Origin of the sequence: Lysinibacillus sp. FSL L8-0126 (assembly GCF_038630385.1) — a bacterium.
GTDB lineage: Bacteria > Bacillota > Bacilli > Bacillales_A > Planococcaceae > Lysinibacillus > Lysinibacillus fusiformis_D.
Genome location: NZ_CP152028.1, coordinates 4,382,668 through 4,400,610, shown reverse-complemented (window position 1 = coordinate 4,400,610; position 17,943 = coordinate 4,382,668). Strand labels below are relative to the sequence as shown.

Sequence of the window (17,943 nt, the reverse complement as noted above, 5' to 3'; positions counted from 1 at the left end):
AATAATTTGCTATGGTCTAAAACTTCTAAGGAGCACATCAATTATGCAACAAAAAATACCTTTTTCAACCTATGCAGTCATCGGAACAATGTTATTTGGACTGTATTTTGGAGCAGGGAACCTCATTTTTCCTATTCAAATGGGTCAATTTGCCGGGACTAATTTTTGGTTTGGGTTAATCGGATTTTTAGTTACTGCCATCGGGCTACCATTCCTCGGAATTTTAGCGATTGGTTTATCAGGTAGTAATGGTTTACGTGATTTAGCGAACCGTGTTCATCCTATATTTGGCATTGTTTTTTCATTGGCACTGTATTTAACAATCGGTCCGTTTTTTGCCATTCCACGTACAGCAACCGTACCATTTGTTGTAGGCTTTGAGCCATACATTCAACCACAACATGCAACGCTGCTACTAGCAGTATTTAGCTTTGTATTTTTTGCCGTTGTCTATTATTTCTCTTTAAATCCAGCAAAAATTATGGATTACATCGGTAAATATTTAACGCCTGCTTTTTTAGTCGTCTTATTTATTATAATTATCACAAGCATCATCAAACCAATGGGTGATTTCCAGCAGCCAGTCGGTGATTATTTGGATGCTGCTTTTATGACGGGCTTTAAAGAGGGCTATAATACGATGGATGCCCTAGCATCGCTGGCATTCGGGATTGTTGTCATTAATGCTATTAAAAGTGCAGGAATTACAGATCGCAAGGAAATAGCCAAGGCTACATGGACATCGGGTATTTTTGCGATGGCTTTAATGACACTTATTTACGGCTTAATTACGTATATGGGAGCTTCTAGTATTGATGCTGTTGGTACTTTTGACAATGGTGGTTTAATTTTTGCCGCAGTAGCAGATCACTATTTCGGCTCTTTTGGGGCCATTTTATTGGCACTTATTATTGTCCTCGCTTGTTTAAAGACAAGTATAGGGTTAATTACGTCCTGTAGTGAATTTTTCCACGAAGTGTTTCCAAAAATCAGCTATAAATGGTTTGTGTTCTTACTTTGTCTTGTGTCCTTTACGATTGCAAACTTTGGCTTAAACAATATCATCCAATTTGCGATCCCTGTTTTAATGTTCTTATATCCACTAGCCATTGTATTAATCTTGCTTGCTCTTTGCTCATCTTTCTTTAAGAATAAGCAAACAGTTTATGCCATTGCGATGATTTTTACATTTTTCATTAGTTTAATTGATGGCTATAAAGCCTTGGTGGAAAGTGTGCCAGGAGCGAAATTAGGCGTTTTGGACGCAGTGGAGAAGCTGTATTCAACGATCCTTCCTTTTTATGACATCGGATTAGGTTGGATACTACCAGCTCTTGTAGGAGCAGTGATTGGGAGCTTGTTCCCGTCTAGAAAAGTCATATAAATGAATAACCACGCACAGACATAATTCACTGTGCGTGGTTTTTTTTATGGCTTAATAAGCTGTCCAGCCACCATCCACCGCAATCACTTGTCCATTCACAAAGCTTGCTTCGTCTGAACCAAGAAAAATAGCTAATTGTGCGATTTCTTCTGGTTGACCAGCACGAGGATTAATCGATAGTCCAAGTGATTGGCGTGCAGCACCCGCTTCACTCATACTAGTCATAGAAGAGGCGATATTAGTCATAACTGCTCCTGGTGCAATCCCATTACAACGAATATTTTTATCAGCATACATAAACGCTGTATTTTTTGTTAAACCGACAACGGCATGCTTCGAAGCTGTATAGGCTGCCCCTGCGCGTGCCCCGTATAAGCCACCAGCAGAAATATTATTCACAAAGACACCATGCCCTTGCGCAAGGAAAATTTCTGTAGCCATACGCATAGAGCGCATAACGGCTGTAGTATTCACGGCGAATACTCGATCCCAACGTTCATCAGAAATTTCACCAACTGGCTCCATCCCATCCATAATGCCCGCATTGTTCACTAAAATATCTAATTGACCGTAGTTCGTGTTCGTTTCGTCAAATAAACGTTGTAAGTCTTCTGTTGATGCGACATTTGTTTGAATGGCAAATGCTGTACCCCCAGCTGCTTGAATACCGTCCACAACTGCTTGGGCACCCTCTAAATTTAAGTCTGAAACGACAACCTTAGCGCCCTCTTTTGCATATCCTTCAGCAATGGCTTTCCCCATGCCTGAAGCTGCACCTGTCACAATGGCTACTTTACCTTCTAATCTCATCTCAAAGACCTCCTCATGTATGTCGATAGTTATTGAACATCTGTTCATTAAAATCATATAATAAATATGAAAGCGATTTCAATATGCAAATTATCATGATGTGTTGAGTATTCAACACTTTTGGAAAAACTGTTGAATAAGGAGCTGAAAAAATTGCGTACAACCGATTTACGGATTATTAAAACGAAACAAGCCCTGCACAACGCCTTATTGACCTTGCTCAGTCAAAAGCCATTGGAGCAAATATCGATTGCAGAAATTTGTAGAGAGGCGAAGATTAATCGAGGAACATTCTATTTACATTACGAGCAAAAAGAGGGGCTCTTTGAAGAATACTTTCAGGAAATTATGGAGGATTTATATCAATCCTATGAAGAACCCTACCGTGCCGTCCCAACCTTGGACACCCATCAACTCGATCCAACAACCATTCGGATTTTTCATCATATTGAACGCTTTAAAATGTTTTATCGTATCGTATTTTCTAAAAATGTCCCGTTGACCTACTATTACATGCTATTTGACGGGATTTATTCACTGTTAAAGCGAGACATTACTACACACCATGAGCATCAAATAGCGGACCATATTTCGATCGACTATTATAGTGCCTATCAAGCGAACGCCATCATCGGACTCATCATCCAATGGTATCGCGGCGATTTTAGCGACAGTGTAACAGTTCTAAACCAGCAACTAGCTTCGATTTTAAAAAATGTCCGGAGTGAAGGGTAGAGAGACAAGCGTAGGATAGAACAAGAAAAGCGAAGGATAGCCTGCTGAAAGTGTAGGATAGGAAAAGAAAAGCGGTGGATAGAACGCTAAAAGCGAAGGATAGCCTGTTAAAAGTGGAGGATAGAATGCTAAAAATGAAGGATAGAGAGAGAAGTGTAGGATGACCGGAAAAGCAGAGGATACTCCGCTCAAAACGAAGGATAGCTTATCTCTTTCAAAGTGATAAAGCGATGGGCTACTAGCAACGTAGCCCATCGCTTATTTGAATTATGGAATTGGAGCAGGTTTCAGAGCGACAACGATTGTCACAAGGATGATGAGCTGTATAGCCCTTTTCACTTATCAATTGTAGAGCAGCTTCGATAATTCGTTGTGCAGTTCCTTTCGTGCAAGTAATTACTTACATGCTAACGAAGTATATTTTTATTTGCAACATAATGGAAGAGCATTGACAACTATATCGACTGCTGATATATTTTAATTGTATCGACTGACGATATATTGATGGGCGATATAAGGGGGGATTTAGATGACACAGGAACATCCGCCATTAACAGAGGGCGTTTATTATATTTTATTAGCATTATACGAGGCTAGGCATGGCTATGGCATTATGCAATTAGTGGAGGAAATGAGCAATGGGCGAGTGCGTTTAGGCGCAGGTACCATTTATGGTGCGATTAAAACATTGCTAGAACGAGGCTGGATAGAGGCGCTTGATGAAGATGGGCGAAAGAAAGAATATATCATTACCGCTACTGGAAAAACGGTCATTGAATATGAAATTTTGAGATTAAGGGAACTTTTTGACAATGGTATCCGTATAACGAAAGGAGTTGAATAATATGCATAAATATCGCTTGATGATTAATCCCTATGCAATAGAGAAGTGGGTTAATGACATGGCTTGTCAGGGCTGGCATTTAAAAAAATTCATATGGATTCGGTTTACGTTTGAACGAGGAGAACCAGGTCGCTATATTTATCGCCACGATGAATTGGAGCGATTTGGCAGTCACTATGAAGAGGACTACCTGGAATTTCTTCAATCCTCTGGCATTGAACAGGTTGATCGCTCTGGCAATTTTGTGTTTTTTAGAAAAGTAGCACAGGAAGGTCCATTTGAGCTCTATACAGATAAAAAAACCAAAATTGGCAACTTGTCAAAAAAGATGACACTGTTATTTTCCCTTATTCTACTAAATTTGTTCATTGGTATCATCGGTTTAATGGGCGATTTTTCGGAGCAAATGACTGACTGGGTTGGTTTCACATTGAATACGTTGAATCTAGTTGTTGTCGTATTATTCTCTCTCCCACTCTATAAGCTTATGCGTGTACGTAATCGATTAAAGAGAGAATTAAATGTATTTTCAGATTAACAAGCGAGCATTATTTTCCGGGAAATCAGAAAATAATGAAAATTTAAGCATGACTTCATAGTAGAGGTGAGATTAGATGAAAAAAAGGATGTATCGTTTTTTTATGGATTACGAAAAGGAAGAACGATGGGTCAATGATATGGCGGATCGGGGGTGGAATCTAAAAAAAACAGTGGCAGGTTACTTTGTATTTGAAAAAGGCACACCAGAACTATATATTTATCGAAATGAATTTGTGAATAGAAAATCAAAGGATTATTTTGAGTTTCTAGACGCGATGAATATTGAGTGTGTGTCCAAATTTGGTGGATGGGCCTATTATCGAAAACTAAAATCAGAGGGACCCTTTGAAATATTTACAGATACCACTTCCAAATTTAACTATATAAAATCAATGAATCGCTTTTTTATACTCGTGTTACTATTAAATTTAATGACTGGTATTTATAATATAGCGCTAGGTTTATGGGAATCTGCTGCAGGACTAGTGAATACTAGTGTAGGATGCATGAGCTTGATCGTAGCCTTACTGCTGGTCATTCCTATTGTGAAAAATGAAAACCGCAAAAAGGGCTTAAAACAAGACTTACATATATTTGAAGGATAAGGAGGATGACAACATGACATTACAGTTACAGCGTGTTACAAAGAAGTACAAGGATTTTACAGCTGTGGATGATTTGAATTTTACCATTGAAAAAGGTGAAATTTTTGGTCTGATTGGACAAAACGGTGCAGGGAAGACAACGACATTCCGAATGATTTTAGATTTACAGGAAACGACGGCGGGTACAATTACTTGGAGTGGTCAGCCAGTCAATGCCATTAACCGAGATATCCTTGGCTATTTACCCGAGGAGCGGGGTATTTTCCCAACGATGAAGGTAGAGGAGCAGTTGTACTTTTTTGGTGAGCTACGTGGTATGAAAAAAGCAGCGCTAAAAAAAGAAATAGATTTTTGGATTCAACGCTTTGAACTGGAAGAAAAACGTAAAGATAAGGCAGAAACATTATCAAAGGGGAACCAGCAAAAGGTTCAGCTCATTGCAAGCTTTATCCATAAACCAGCGTTTTTAATTTTAGATGAACCATTTAGTGGACTAGATCCCGTTAATAAAGATTTACTGAAGGATGCGATTTTACTATTAAAAGAGCAGGGTACGACCATTTTATTCTCCAGTCACCAAATGGATAATGTCGAGGAGCTTTGTGATCATTTGTGCTTATTAAAACGAGGTGTCTCTTTATTTTCTGGAAGCTTACTAGATTTAAAGAAACAATATGGTAAAACAAAGCTTGCAGTTCGTACGGATTGGTCGACGACACAGCTATTGGCACTAGAAGGCGTCAAGGATGTGCGTGTAGAGAAGGAGCAAACGGTTCTTACATTAGCAGACGAAAGCTTTGCCCAAAGTATTTTTGAGCAGCTGTCCAATGGGAAATATATTGAAAAATTCAGCTTGGATTATTTATCGTTAGATGAAATCTTTAAAGACAAGGTAGGTGGCCATGTTGTCGAAGTTTAGTTTACTAATGAAGCAATTATATAAATCTAAAATCAAGTCCAAATCGTTTATCTTAATGACCTGTTTATATGTCCTTGTCATGTCTGTAGCTGTATTCTGGTCAGAAATTAAAGAGCTATTTACGGGTGATGATGAAGCACAGCAAATCGCCATTATTAATGAAACTTCTGCAGATTTAAGTGGAATCTTTGTCTCCAATGGGGATATGGCCTTTATTCAGGATGAACAGGATGTTTCAAAACTTGAAAAAAAAGTAAAGGATGGTAAGCTTGATGCGATTGTGACGATTAACGATCAAGATGGTCAGCTACAAGCAGAAATAGCGACGTTCACACCATTGAAATTGAACGATCAATCCACATTGTCATCCTTATTGCAGTATGCTGGTCAGCATTATGCCGTACAGCAATTATCGTTATCACCTGAGCAAGCAGCACAAATTATGGCAGCTCAAACAACGATTTCAACGAAAAACTTAAATGAGGAATCAGCAGGTGGGAAAAGTGAGGAAGAAAAACAATCAGGGTTAGTTGTTTCCTATGCTGTCGGCATTTTAATCTATTTCTTCATTTCTACATTCCTATCGATGATTACGACTGAAATTGCCTCTGAAAAAGGCTCACGAGCAATGGAAATGCTCCTAGTAAGTGTCAAACCAGCGACACATTTTAAAGCGAAAATTGCTGGTGTATTATTGCTGGCTTTAACACAGATGGGTATTATTGCAGCAGTTTTCCTCATCTATGCGAAATTTATTAAAGGTGGCATGGTATGGGATGCGGCTGCTAGCATTATCAAGGAGTTATCTATTGGCTATGTAATCTATGCTATCGTATTCCTGTTGTTAACGGTCATTCTGTATTTAATCATTGGTGCATTATTTGGTTCATTGGTATCAAAGGTAGAAGAAGCGGGTCAAGTTTTAATGCCAGCGATGATTATTACGATCATTGGCTTCTATGTCATGCTTACAGGCATGGGGAATCCGGATACATTAATCATTAAAATTTTCTCTTATATCCCGTTAACTTCTGGTATGATCATGCCAATGCGAATTGGTGCTACAGATATCGGAGGTATTGTTCCACTATTATCCTTAGGTATTTTAATCGCAACGATTGTTGTCGTGTACCTATTTAGTTTATCGTTCTATAAACGCAGTGTATTGACATATAGCTCTGGTGGTGTCATTCAAAAAATTAAAACGGTATTAAAGGTAACAACATAACACAAGACCAAAAACAGCTACATGGATGATGTAGCTGTTTTTTTTGTCATTAGATGTCATTGCTAGCAAACAATGCAAAGGAATTTACGGAATCAGTCGAATTTTGTATAGAAAGAAGCTATAATTTAAAAAAGGGGTGAGACTATGTTAACTAAATCAGAGGTGGACGCGCTTCTTGCCCTAAAGCCAAAGTGTCGTTTAACAACACCTGAGGAAAAAGCTCAGTTCTTTCAAAAACTTCAACAGCGATGTCCCATCAATAAAGAAATGGAAGACATTCTCCTTCATCGTGCCCAGATAGAGGTTTTTATTCATAATGCTCACCCTAACCAATATAGCTTACAATATAGCCTTCACCAGAATGACTATAATGTAACAAACTCGTATTTTTTCATACTGTAGGAAATGAAACTTTTTTACATGGTAATCGTAAGTAATAAGTAGAGATAAATTGCAGGGGGTAAAACGTATGTCTGAATTCAACAATGATCTTTTAAAATCCAAGGACCCATTCGCTTCAGAAAATCCTTTATTACAGCCAAATCCACTAGTTCAACAGGCATCTGAGCAAAAGCCGGTACTTGTGTCAGAGCAGGAGTTATCGCAAATTGCACAAAATCAGCTGGTGTTAAAGCAAGATCCTGAGGTTCATGCACTGGCACAAAAAATTGATGTGAAAGATCAAATTGCTATGCTTGAGCTTGGTAAAGAAACAGCAAGTGGCATTTCTACCTTTTCAGATAAAATGCTCGCAACGATGAAAGCCAGTAAGCTGGAAGAGTCGAGTGTGCTATTAAATAATCTTAATAAAATTATGGATAAGTTCGATCCACAAGATTTTGCGGAAGAGAAAAAGGGCGGTTTCATCTCCAAGCTCTTTAATAAAGGGAAAGAGCAATTGGAAAGGTTCTTATCTAAATATGACAGCATGAACAAAGAAGTAGATGTTATTTATCGTGAAATTCAAAAGTATGAAGGTGAAATGAAGCGTAATACCATCGACCTTGAAAATCTGTATGACCAAAATTTAAACTACTTCCAGTCATTAAGTAAATTTGTTGCAGCGATTGAAGTAAAAACAGAAGAGGTTCGCGCATCATTACCTGCACTTGAGCAAAAGGCACAAACAGGTGATCAACTGGCAGCAATGGAATATGAAACAATGCTACGCGCTGTAGAATTATTAGAGCAACGTCGCTATGATTTAGAAATGGCACAGCAAGTATCATTCCAATCAGCACCTCAAATTCGCTTAATGCAGCAGGGGAATAACCATTTAATTGGTAAGATTAACTCTGCCTTTGTAACGACGATTCCCATTTTTAAACAAGGGTTAATTCATGCAGTCACATTGAAACGCCAAAAGCTAATTTCCGATTCGATGGTTGAACTGGACCGTCGTACAAACGAAATGCTTGTTCGCAATGCTGAAAATATTAGTAAAAACAGTGTGAATATTGCACGTCAAGCTGGTAGCCCGAGCATTAAAATCGAAACGATTGAAACAACATGGCAAACGATTATGGCTGGTATTCAAGAAACGAAGCAAATACAAGCAGAAACAGCTAGAAACCGTGAAGAAGGTCGTAAACGAATTGAACGTTTGCAATTGGAATATGAAAAACTGAAAAAAATGTAAGTCTAAAGCTTCCTGCAATCATTTTGCAGGAAGCTTTTTCTATGCCATGTATGACGTGACTCTGTCTCAAATGGAAGTATTACGCCAAGTGAAAATTGTTTTTTGACAAAAAGCAAAATACTGATTATGATAAAATTAAATGAGAATGATTATCAAATGAAAAAGGAAGCGGATAAATGTTACTTCAAGCAATAGGATTACATGAATTGATTCGTGGAGGAGTGAAAAACGAATGCCAAATAAACTAAAGCCCTCTACATTGTCGTATGAGCCTTTTAAAGATGGCACAATTGCTCTCTATACGACAGATAGCTTAATGATCGTTCCGCAAAGCCGCTATTTAGAACTGTTGCATATGGAAGAACTGTACAATACTATGCATACAGATTTAGATAACAAGCAAACTAGTTTAGAACGAGAACGAAAAATGCTAAAAAAACAAAATGCTCAGCTTACAGAGGATTTGCAAAAGGTCAAGCAGCAAAATATGGTGCTACAGAAAAAGGTAACCGAATACAATTGTGTGATAGAGGAGATGAAGGTGCTCCGCCAACAAAATACGGAGCTACTGATTGAATTAAGTAAATATACAGCTATGTCTAGAGAGTCACTGACGGGTCCTTTGAAGTCGATGATTCGAGATATGCGTGAACAAGGGGTTGGAATTAAAGAAATCCATATTCGCATCAAACGCCAGATCAATCCAGATATTAGCTATAGCACCGTGCGAAGATACATTTCCGAGCTAGAATCTGAGCCAAAAGGCTAACAGCTATTGTCAGGCACTTGAAATTTGGCATTTACAGTTGCCACACAAAGTCCTATAATGGGTCTATTCTTTAACTAATTTAAGAGTATGTGAAGTCGTTCATCGATTTCAATAAGAGTAGGAGCGTTATTGGCCATGTCAAATGAGAAAAAAGGGGTTTTGGCTGCTATTTTAGCCTATGCCTTTTGGGGAGCATTCCCTTTATATTGGAAACTACTTGAACATGTACCAAGTATGGAAATTTTATTATCCCGTGTCATTTGGTCTTTTGTCTTTACGGTACTGGCTGTCATCGTCTTTCGAATGCGGAAGGATCTTGTTGCAGATTTAAAATATTTATGGTCTCATCAAAAGCATTTTTGGCAGCTTGCGGGTGCATCCTTTGTTATTTCAATGAACTGGTATTTGTATATTTGGGCAGTCACACATAACCATTTAATTGAAACGAGCTTAGGCTATTATATTAATCCGCTCTTGTCTGTTATTTTTGGGGTGATTTTCTTTAAAGAATCGCTAAGTCGTGCACAATGGGTAGCGACGGGAATTGCTTTTATTGCGGTAATTATTTTAACGATTAATTATGGCTCTGTGCCATGGGTAGCATTGTTGATCGCGCTATCTTTCGCTATTTACGGTGTACTGAAAAAGAAAATTACACTGGACCCTACAAGGGGATTAGCGATTGAAACATTATTGATTTTACCGTTTGCATTAGGCTATTACATTTATCTGTTTACAACCCATCAATCCTCATTTTTACATGTCGATGTCAAAACAGACATTTTGATGATCTTCAGTGGGTTAGTCACAGCTGTGCCGCTTATTTTATTTGCGAAGGGCGCACAAAATATTCCTTTATATTTACTAGGCTTTATTCAATATGTGGCGCCAACCATTGTCTTGATTTTAGGCATCGTGCTATACAAAGAGCCGTTTAGTCAAGTAGAGTTCCTCGCATTCAGCATTATTTGGGCGGCTTTACTGCTATTCTCAGGGTCTAAAATCATAGAAACAAGGAAGGCCCATCATAAATCCGTTTCGTAAAAGACTTGTAGAGTTTCTACAGGTCTTTTTTGTGATGGAATTATGACATCCACGATAACAATAATGGAGAAGTAGAAAAAGAGGTGTTTTAAATTGGAGGAACTTTTCCTTTTCAACCTTTACTTCCATGCTAGCATATAGTAAAATGTCAATAATTAGATAACAATGATAATTTAATGCGAGGTGCATGTTTGTGAGTGCGGTAGGTTCTAACTAGGTAAAAATTGAATGAAATAAAGGCTATGACGACAGGGGATATATGTCATGAACACACCCCTTAATTTGTCATGGATTTATTTCAAAAACCTATGTAGATACCTACGATACTTTATGAAGCGTGGCACACATGCTTGGAACTTCAATTAGATGAGGTTTTATTTGTGATGCTAAAAAACTCGCCTTTTAAAGATGAAGCTGTGGGGAATCCTCACAGCTTTTTTATGTTGCTGTACCCATATGCTTTTGTGCCGAAAGTGAAGCGTCCATTACTTAGAGACGCAATTGCTATGTTTAAAAAACCATCATTGCTATCTAATATTGGGTAGGTATCTTCATGTATGATAAAACATTACAATGAGGAGCATAAACAAATGAATAGTATGACTCTTGATAAATTACAATATGATGAATTAAAAGATATCGTTAAATCCTACTGTGTTAGCGGATTAGGAAAACAACTTTTAGATAAATTAATGCCCAGCTCAAGCTTAAAGGTAGTCAAAACGCGCTTGAATGAAACAACAGAGGCTCGTGCGATTTTAGATGCAGAGGGTCATGTACCCTTTTTAGGGGTATCGAATATAGAGCATTTGATGACGAAGCTTGAAAAGGGCATGATTTTAGATCCAAGTGAGCTAGTCAGTATGTCAGACTTTTTACGAGGCTGTCGTAACATCAAAAAATTCATGCTGGATAAGGAATTTTTTGCACCAGTTCTTTCATCTTATGCCCATTCCATGGCTGAATTTAAAAGCGTTGAAGAAGAAATTAATTTTGCAATCAAAGCCAATCGTGTGGATTCGGCTGCTAGTCGCGAATTAAAGCGTATTCGCCATCATATGGAGACGACAGAGGAAAAAATGAAAGAACGCTTAACGAAATTTTTGAATAACAGTGCCAATAAAACATACATTCAGGAGTTTTTTATTAGTCAAAAAGATGATCGTTATACGATTCCGATAAAGGCTTCTTATAAAAACCATGTACAGGGGACAGTAGTGGAAATTTCCTCAAAAGGGGCAACCGTTTTTATGGAGCCGAGTGTAGTGGCTAAATTAAATGTGGAATTGGCGACCTTAAAAGCCGAGGAAGCGGTAGAGGAGTATCAAATTTTAGCAACTTTATCTGGGCTTTTAATGGAACATCTACAAGCCATCCATATTAACATGGAGTTAATTAGCCAGTATGATATGGTCTTTGCCAAGGCAAAGTTCAGTAGACAAATTGGTGGTATGGAGCCACGTATTAATGATTATGGCTTTATCCAATTAATCAATGGCAAGCATCCTTTACTACCAGGAAATGCAGTACCTCTACAGTTTTCTATCGCGAGGGACTACCGTAGCTTAATTATCACAGGACCAAATGCTGGAGGGAAAACGGTCGTGTTGAAAACAATTGGTCTCTTAACATTAGCTACGATGTCAGGCTTTCATATCGTGGCGGATAAAGGAACTGAAATGGCGATATTTGATCATATCTTTGTTGATATTGGCGACAATCAAAGTATAGAAAATGCCTTAAGTACGTTTTCGTCCCATATGAAAAATCTGTCCGACATTATGAGCGCAGCAAATAATCATACACTTTTACTGTTCGATGAAATAGGCAGTGGAACAGAACCAAATGAAGGAGCTGCACTGGCAATTGCAATGCTAGAGGAATTTTACCAGATGGGCTGTATCACCGTAGCGACAACACATTATGGCGAAATTAAACGATTTTCAGAGATGCATCCTGATTTTATGAATGCGGCAATGCGCTTTAATAGTGAAACACTAGAGCCTTTGTATCAATTACTAATTGGCACGTCTGGAGAGAGTAATGCCCTATGGATTTCTAAAAAAATGAATGTCCGTGAAACGGTTTTACAAAGGGCAAAGGATTATTTGAATAATAAGGATTATCAGCTAACGCTTGTTCAAGACAGCAAAATTCGTAAGCCACAAGCAGAGAAAACGAGCATGGGGGCGACGTATGCCTTTGCCAAAGGCGACCGTGTAAAATTATTGGATTATGATGATGTAGGCATTGTATACGAAGAAATGAATCCATACAATAATGTCAGCGTATTCTATAAGAGGCAAATGCTAGAGGTGCATGTCAAACGACTTACCTTGGAATTACCAGCAGAGGAGCTATATCCTGAGGGGTATGATCTCGAGACATTATTTGTAGACTATCATGAACGCAAGCTTCAGCATGATATCCAACGAGGCTCCAAAAAGGCGTTGCGTAAAATCCATAAACAAATGAAGAACGATCGTCAGTAGTAAAAATAAGGGATTGCACGAGGCTGTGCAATCCCTTTATTTTAGGATATGGAATCAATTTGTGCCTTAATCGTCCGATAGACTTCCTCAATTTTGTGTTTATAGGGTAAATCAACTAATTCCAGTGAATCCGTGTAGGCCATTTTCGCAATGTCATAGGCTGTTGTCAGCTCCCCAAAATGGGCATAGCAAAGGGCTTTATAGGAAAAGCACTCATTTAAAGCTAGGATGTCATACGGATGGCTAATAAAGATCGGTTTTTTTGTAAAGTGTTCAAATGCGGCCTTCGCTTCCCCATAATGACCAAGTAAATAGCAGGACTTTCCTTTTTCAGCATAATAATAGTTTGCATCCAAAATTTCAAAATCTTCATGTATGAGCTCATTAAAACGCTCTATTTCTATCAGAGCCTGCTCATAATTAAGTTTGTAATTATTATAATAATGTGCTCGTAAAATAAAAATTAAAGCATCTACTTGAACACGTTCGGCAAATGCCCGATACTGTTCCAACTTCATAAACATATGCTCCGCTTGTTTAAAGTCATGGTCAATCATGGCACAATACGCACCAATACGATACATATCATCAATTTTATAGAAAAGTTGGTTTTTATGTGCATTGGCAATTGTCTCGTTTATTAACTTTTTCCCTTCCTCATGCTCCCCAATGGCAAGCTGTAAAACGCTTGAATAATAAGTCATTAACAGGGCATCCCGTGAATCAAGCTGATAGTCCTCTTGTTCAATGATTTCTTTTGCCTGTAAAATACAGCTATAAGCCAATTTATATTGCCGTTTTTCAGCGAAAATGGTCATTTGTAGAACGAAGGTTTTAAACCAATGGCTCAGTAAATTAATTTCTTTAAAGATGATACGTGCTTGTTGAAGTGGGGATTCCCATGTCGTTAATCCCGCTTCATACTGTGCATCAGCGTAAATATACAATAAACGGCCTGCTTCATAACTAAGAGGAAGCCCCTCTATAGACGGCCTAATCAAATCTACAATTTTTTGATGATGGTCTGCATCACCACGTTTTACTTCTGCAAATAAAATTTCAACCTGCTCTAAAAGCTGGCGAATGGAGGATGAGGTTACTTCTTCCAGTAACTCACTAGCCTTTACACCTAAACGCTCAGCAATATAGTCAAGGCTTTCCATTGAAGGCTTGGCCTTATCATTTTCTATTTGACTTAGCATTCCTTTTGTTAGACGATCACCAGCAAGTGCTTCTAATGTTAATTTTTGTTCTTTCCTTAATTTGCGAATGCGTGTGCCTAAAGAGTCCATTGCCTCGCCTCCTTTTGTTTAATTATATTAAACTTTTTATTGCGTGAAAAGGGGAAGTTGTGGTATATTTTGTTTAATATAATTAAACTTTTTAATTTAGTTAAAAAACGGAGGGATTTATGGATGAATGAAGCGGATAAATTAAAGAAGGCGACCTACCATTTGTGGACATTCACGGCAAGCAAAATGATTGCCATGCTAGGAGCAAATGTCATGGCGTTTGGCTTCAGCTTGTATATTTTAGCGATGACAGGATCGGCGATGAGCTTTGCAACGAATATGATTTGTTCTGTACTACCACGTGCACTTGTAGCCCCTTTAGCAGGCTATGTTGCGGATAACTTTTCGAAAAAACGAACGATTTTAATCGCACAGGCAGGGACTATTTTGACCGTAGGGGGTTTGCTGCTCTATACAGAAACAGTAGGAATGTCTGTTTATGCCATTTACATAGCTACTGTTTTTAATACGATTTGCTCAGCATTTTCTGGTGTAACGTTCTCATCTGCCATTGCAACGCTAGTCAATCCAGAGCGTTTACAGCGTGCGATGTCCTTTAATCAATTGTCGATGTCTGTGGCTGCGATTGGGGGACCAGTCATCGGTGGTATGATGTATGGATTTTTTAACATGGATGTATTTTTAATGGTCAATATGGTGGCCTATACGATTGCCTTTTGTTTAGAGGCTACGATGGATTTTAATCTTTATAGTACAAGAGGGGCAGATGTGATAAAAGAAAAGATGTGGGATGGACTGAAAAATGGGTTTCATTACATCAAGCAACGTACAGTTATTAAAACCATTATGTGGGTGGCATTATGGATTAATTTGTTCTTTTCTGCTATCGCTGTAGGGGGAACATACATTATTATTGAATTGCTAAAAGTAAAATCCATGCATTTTGGTTTTATTGAGGCTTCAGGAGCAGCGGGTATGCTTGTGGCATCCCTTTATTTCGCAACAAGACCAGAAGTGAAGGTGCCGTTACGCTTTTCGAAAATGAGCTTATTGCTATTGGCTGGAAGTGTTGCCTTAGCAATTATCCCATTACTCACAAGCTTTTCCTATATAGCCATCATCATCTTTTATTTAATCATCTACTTTATTTTCGCAATTTTCGAAATGGGCATTAATATGCCGATTGGGGTGTATATGCAAAAAATTATTGCAGAGGAGTATCGCGGGCGTGTCTTTGGCTTAATGGAGACAATGGCGATGTCCATGATGCCAATTGGTATGGTGGTCTATGGAATGTTATATGATACATTACCAGCAACTATTATTTTACCAGTAACAAGCATCATTATTATTATCCTTTCGCTAGCACTGCTACGTCCATCTATCTTGAAGGAAGCACATCCAGAGTATTATGAAAAAGAAAACTCAAGTGAAAACGTTCCAAATACAACAACATAGCTCGAGGAATTGAAAACCCAAACGATCAAAAACACTTCAGCGTTTTGTAGATCGTTTGGGTTTTTTGATGAAGCCATTTCAACGATCCTCAATAACCAAATAAGTAGCTTGAATAGGGCCATGTACACCAACGATGAGAATCATTTCAATATCTGCTGAGTTGCTGGGACCTGTTATAAAGTTAATGCAGGAAGGAATGTTGTCACCACGACGGATTTTTTCGCTAATCCAACGTGCTGCTTGTGTCATACGAGGGACAATCGTACTTTTTGGGATTAAAATAATCGATTTTTCTGGTAAAAAGCTAACGCTTCTCCCTCGATTCTTACTACTAAAAAGCACAGCAGTTCCTGATTCCGCCAAAGTCATTTCACTTATCGTAATGCCAATATTTGCTTTTTCTGCTTGCCTAATATTTTCCTCAGGTTGCTGTGCATTCCATTCATAGAGTTCGATATTGGCTTGTGGCCATTGTTCGGTCATTAGTGGAGATAGTCCATAATCTTTCAATCTTTCGTCCTTCCATGTAATGACGGACTGACCACCATAATGGTCAACAATAGCTTGTAAATCCTGGGGAAGTGTGGACGTACTAGATATTTTAATATCCGTATGAATGTTAGCACATTGCTTGATTAAAACCTCTACTAATTCATCCTGTGTCGACTCCTTGAGCACACGATCTTGTGGCTGATACTGCCAAGTTGGGCGTGGAAGTTCTGTTTTAGGAGAACGGCCAAGCTGTTTAGCAATGTTAGCTAAAAAGCTCTCTCGGTGTTGAATCATACTTGTCATTCATGCTTGCCTCCTTTTGTACACTGCTGCATCCAATCTCGGAAACTATCTTTATTTGGTGCTGGGAAATCCCTTGCTTCAGTCCAAGCCTTTAATGGGCCTGGCCCCTTTGAAATGGTATGGTCCTTCGTAAAAGGGGACATAGCTGGAGCAGCTATTTTTGTTGCCATTTTATAGAGAGTAGGGGAGGAAGCCCCTAAACCGAAAGCCTTCATTAAAAGCTTTTCAGACACGGGTGCTTTGCCTTCATTCTCTACAATAACTTGACGATGTCGATGAATCAGCTGATGTAAAGGAATTTTAACAGGGCATGCATCCGTGCAAGCACCACACAATGTAGAAGCGTATGGCAGTTCTTTAAAATCATCATAGCCTCCTAATAACGGAGACAGGACAACCCCAACAGGACCAGAATAGATAGAGCCATACGTATGCCCGCCAACATGTCGATAGACTGGACAAGCATTGACACAGGCAGCACAGCGAATGCATTGTAAAATAGGTTGAAATTCGCCACCTAAAATCGCAGAGCGCCCATTATCAACTATGACTAAATGGAATTCCTCAGGTCCATCCGTTTCGCCCTCGCCTTTAATCCCTGTTAGTGTGGTAATATAGCTTGTTAGCTTTTGACCAACCGCACTTCTAGTTAGTAAGCTAACAAGGACCTCCATATCTTCAAATGTAGGAACAATTCTTTCCATCCCCATGACTGTGATTTGCGTTTTCGGCAGCGCTGTTACTAAATCCGCGTTGCCCTCATTTGTGACGAGTGTAATCGAACCACTTTCTGCGATAGCAAAGTTGCAGCCTGTAATACCGATATCTGCGGTTAAATATTCCTGTCTTAATTTTTCCCGCACATAGAGAGCAAGCTCCTCAGGCTTCTCGGTTTGACGATAGCCTTGTTTTTCTTTAAAAACATCGCGAATTTGTTCCTTATTTTTATGCAAGGCTGGCGCTACAATATGGGATGGCGGCTCGTGATCTGCGACCTGCAAAATATATTCGCCTAAGTCTGTCTCAATCACTTCACAACCAAGCGCCTCTAAAGCCGTGTTTAAGTTAATTTCTTCTGTCACCATGGATTTTGACTTCACAATTTTTGTCGCATTCTTTTGTTTCGCAATACTTTGAATGTACGCTGTTGCTTCTTGTGCGGTTTGGGCAAAGAAAACATGTCCACCTCTTTTAGCAACATTTTCACTTAATTGATAGAGGTAATAATCTAAATTAGCTAAAACATGCTTGCGAATTTCCTCACCATGCGAGCGCCATTCTTCCCAATGTCCCAATTCTCTTGTTTGTTGAAGGCGGCGTGTTTGGAAACGTTCTTGGGCACTCGAAACAGCATGACGCATAAATTGATTTTCCAGCTCTTTCGTTACACGTTGATGAAAGCGATCATCACTTGTTTTCATAGCCATT

The 17,943-nt window shown here is 38.7% G+C and carries 17 protein-coding genes; 13 read left to right on the top strand and 4 right to left on the bottom strand.

Features of this window, described 5'->3' with window-relative positions:
- Nucleotides 1-43: 43 nt before the first annotated feature.
- On the top strand, nucleotides 44-1,384 hold the full coding sequence (gene brnQ, locus MHI34_RS21410) for a branched-chain amino acid transport system II carrier protein (RefSeq protein ID WP_340808779.1): 1,341 nt from the start codon (nucleotides 44-46) through the stop codon (nucleotides 1,382-1,384).
- A 51-nt stretch (nucleotides 1,385-1,435) separates the two neighbouring features.
- Here the strand turns inward: brnQ and MHI34_RS21405 are convergent, their stop codons facing one another.
- Nucleotides 1,436-2,194 (bottom strand): SDR family oxidoreductase, encoded by a 759-nt coding sequence (locus MHI34_RS21405; protein WP_058844711.1) that lies wholly within the window; start codon nucleotides 2,192-2,194, stop codon nucleotides 1,436-1,438.
- A 153-nt stretch (nucleotides 2,195-2,347) separates the two neighbouring features.
- On the opposite strand from MHI34_RS21405, the gene MHI34_RS21400 reads away from it, so the two are divergent.
- The 11 genes from MHI34_RS21400 to MHI34_RS21350 all read left to right on the top strand — a co-directional run bounded on the left by MHI34_RS21400 (nucleotide 2,348) and on the right by MHI34_RS21350 (nucleotide 13,009).
- Nucleotides 2,348-2,929: a TetR/AcrR family transcriptional regulator gene (locus MHI34_RS21400; protein ID WP_036129161.1), complete on the top strand. Its 582-nt coding sequence runs from the start codon at nucleotides 2,348-2,350 to the stop codon at nucleotides 2,927-2,929.
- Nucleotides 2,930-3,458: 529 nt separating this feature from the next.
- Complete coding sequence (locus MHI34_RS21395) at nucleotides 3,459-3,773, top strand: helix-turn-helix transcriptional regulator (RefSeq protein ID WP_036129164.1); 315 nt, start codon at nucleotides 3,459-3,461, stop codon at nucleotides 3,771-3,773.
- 1 nt (nucleotide 3,774) lies between these two features.
- The gene (locus MHI34_RS21390) at nucleotides 3,775-4,311 is read left to right on the top strand and encodes a DUF2812 domain-containing protein (protein WP_340808781.1); all 537 of its coding nucleotides are present in this window, start codon (nucleotides 3,775-3,777) and stop codon (nucleotides 4,309-4,311) included.
- A gap of 76 nt (nucleotides 4,312-4,387) precedes the next feature.
- Complete coding sequence (locus MHI34_RS21385) at nucleotides 4,388-4,918, top strand: DUF2812 domain-containing protein (protein ID WP_036129170.1); 531 nt, start codon at nucleotides 4,388-4,390, stop codon at nucleotides 4,916-4,918.
- A gap of 13 nt (nucleotides 4,919-4,931) precedes the next feature.
- Nucleotides 4,932-5,837: an ABC transporter ATP-binding protein gene (locus tag MHI34_RS21380; RefSeq protein WP_141903045.1), complete on the top strand. Its 906-nt coding sequence runs from the start codon at nucleotides 4,932-4,934 to the stop codon at nucleotides 5,835-5,837.
- Nucleotides 5,821-7,065: an ABC transporter permease gene (locus tag MHI34_RS21375; protein ID WP_080717166.1), complete on the top strand. Its 1,245-nt coding sequence runs from the start codon at nucleotides 5,821-5,823 to the stop codon at nucleotides 7,063-7,065. Before MHI34_RS21380 ends, MHI34_RS21375 begins: the two co-directional genes overlap by 17 nt.
- 469 nt (nucleotides 7,066-7,534) lie before the next feature.
- Nucleotides 7,535-8,704: a toxic anion resistance protein gene (locus tag MHI34_RS21370; protein WP_058844715.1), complete on the top strand. Its 1,170-nt coding sequence runs from the start codon at nucleotides 7,535-7,537 to the stop codon at nucleotides 8,702-8,704.
- Between the two features lie 232 nt (nucleotides 8,705-8,936).
- On the top strand, nucleotides 8,937-9,473 hold the full coding sequence (locus MHI34_RS21365) for a hypothetical protein (RefSeq protein ID WP_036129188.1): 537 nt from the start codon (nucleotides 8,937-8,939) through the stop codon (nucleotides 9,471-9,473).
- Between the two features lie 135 nt (nucleotides 9,474-9,608).
- Complete coding sequence (gene rarD, locus MHI34_RS21360) at nucleotides 9,609-10,517, top strand: EamA family transporter RarD (RefSeq protein ID WP_036129191.1); 909 nt, start codon at nucleotides 9,609-9,611, stop codon at nucleotides 10,515-10,517.
- Between the two features lie 350 nt (nucleotides 10,518-10,867).
- Nucleotides 10,868-11,062 (top strand): hypothetical protein, encoded by a 195-nt coding sequence (locus tag MHI34_RS21355; protein WP_036129195.1) that lies wholly within the window; start codon nucleotides 10,868-10,870, stop codon nucleotides 11,060-11,062.
- Nucleotides 11,063-11,107: 45 nt separating this feature from the next.
- Entirely contained in the window at nucleotides 11,108-13,009 is a 1,902-nt protein-coding gene (locus tag MHI34_RS21350) for an endonuclease MutS2 (RefSeq protein ID WP_342503952.1), read from the top strand.
- 41 nt (nucleotides 13,010-13,050) lie between these two features.
- On the opposite strand, the gene MHI34_RS21345 is transcribed toward MHI34_RS21350, so the two are convergent.
- Nucleotides 13,051-14,301, bottom strand: coding sequence for a helix-turn-helix transcriptional regulator (locus MHI34_RS21345; RefSeq protein ID WP_340808785.1), 1,251 nt, complete (start codon nucleotides 14,299-14,301; stop codon nucleotides 13,051-13,053).
- A gap of 123 nt (nucleotides 14,302-14,424) precedes the next feature.
- On the opposite strand from MHI34_RS21345, the gene MHI34_RS21340 reads away from it, so the two are divergent.
- Nucleotides 14,425-15,720: an MFS transporter gene (locus MHI34_RS21340; RefSeq protein WP_036129204.1), complete on the top strand. Its 1,296-nt coding sequence runs from the start codon at nucleotides 14,425-14,427 to the stop codon at nucleotides 15,718-15,720.
- Nucleotides 15,721-15,798: 78 nt separating this feature from the next.
- Here the strand turns inward: MHI34_RS21340 and MHI34_RS21335 are convergent, their stop codons facing one another.
- Together MHI34_RS21335 and MHI34_RS21330 are read right to left on the bottom strand one after the other, a co-directional pair.
- On the bottom strand, nucleotides 15,799-16,515 hold the full coding sequence (locus MHI34_RS21335; RefSeq protein ID WP_036129206.1) for a lactate utilization protein C: 717 nt from the start codon (nucleotides 16,513-16,515) through the stop codon (nucleotides 15,799-15,801).
- Nucleotides 16,512-17,942 (bottom strand): LutB/LldF family L-lactate oxidation iron-sulfur protein, encoded by a 1,431-nt coding sequence (locus MHI34_RS21330; RefSeq protein WP_342503951.1) that lies wholly within the window; start codon nucleotides 17,940-17,942, stop codon nucleotides 16,512-16,514. Before MHI34_RS21330 ends, MHI34_RS21335 begins: the two co-directional genes overlap by 4 nt.
- Nucleotide 17,943 lies beyond the last annotated feature (1 nt).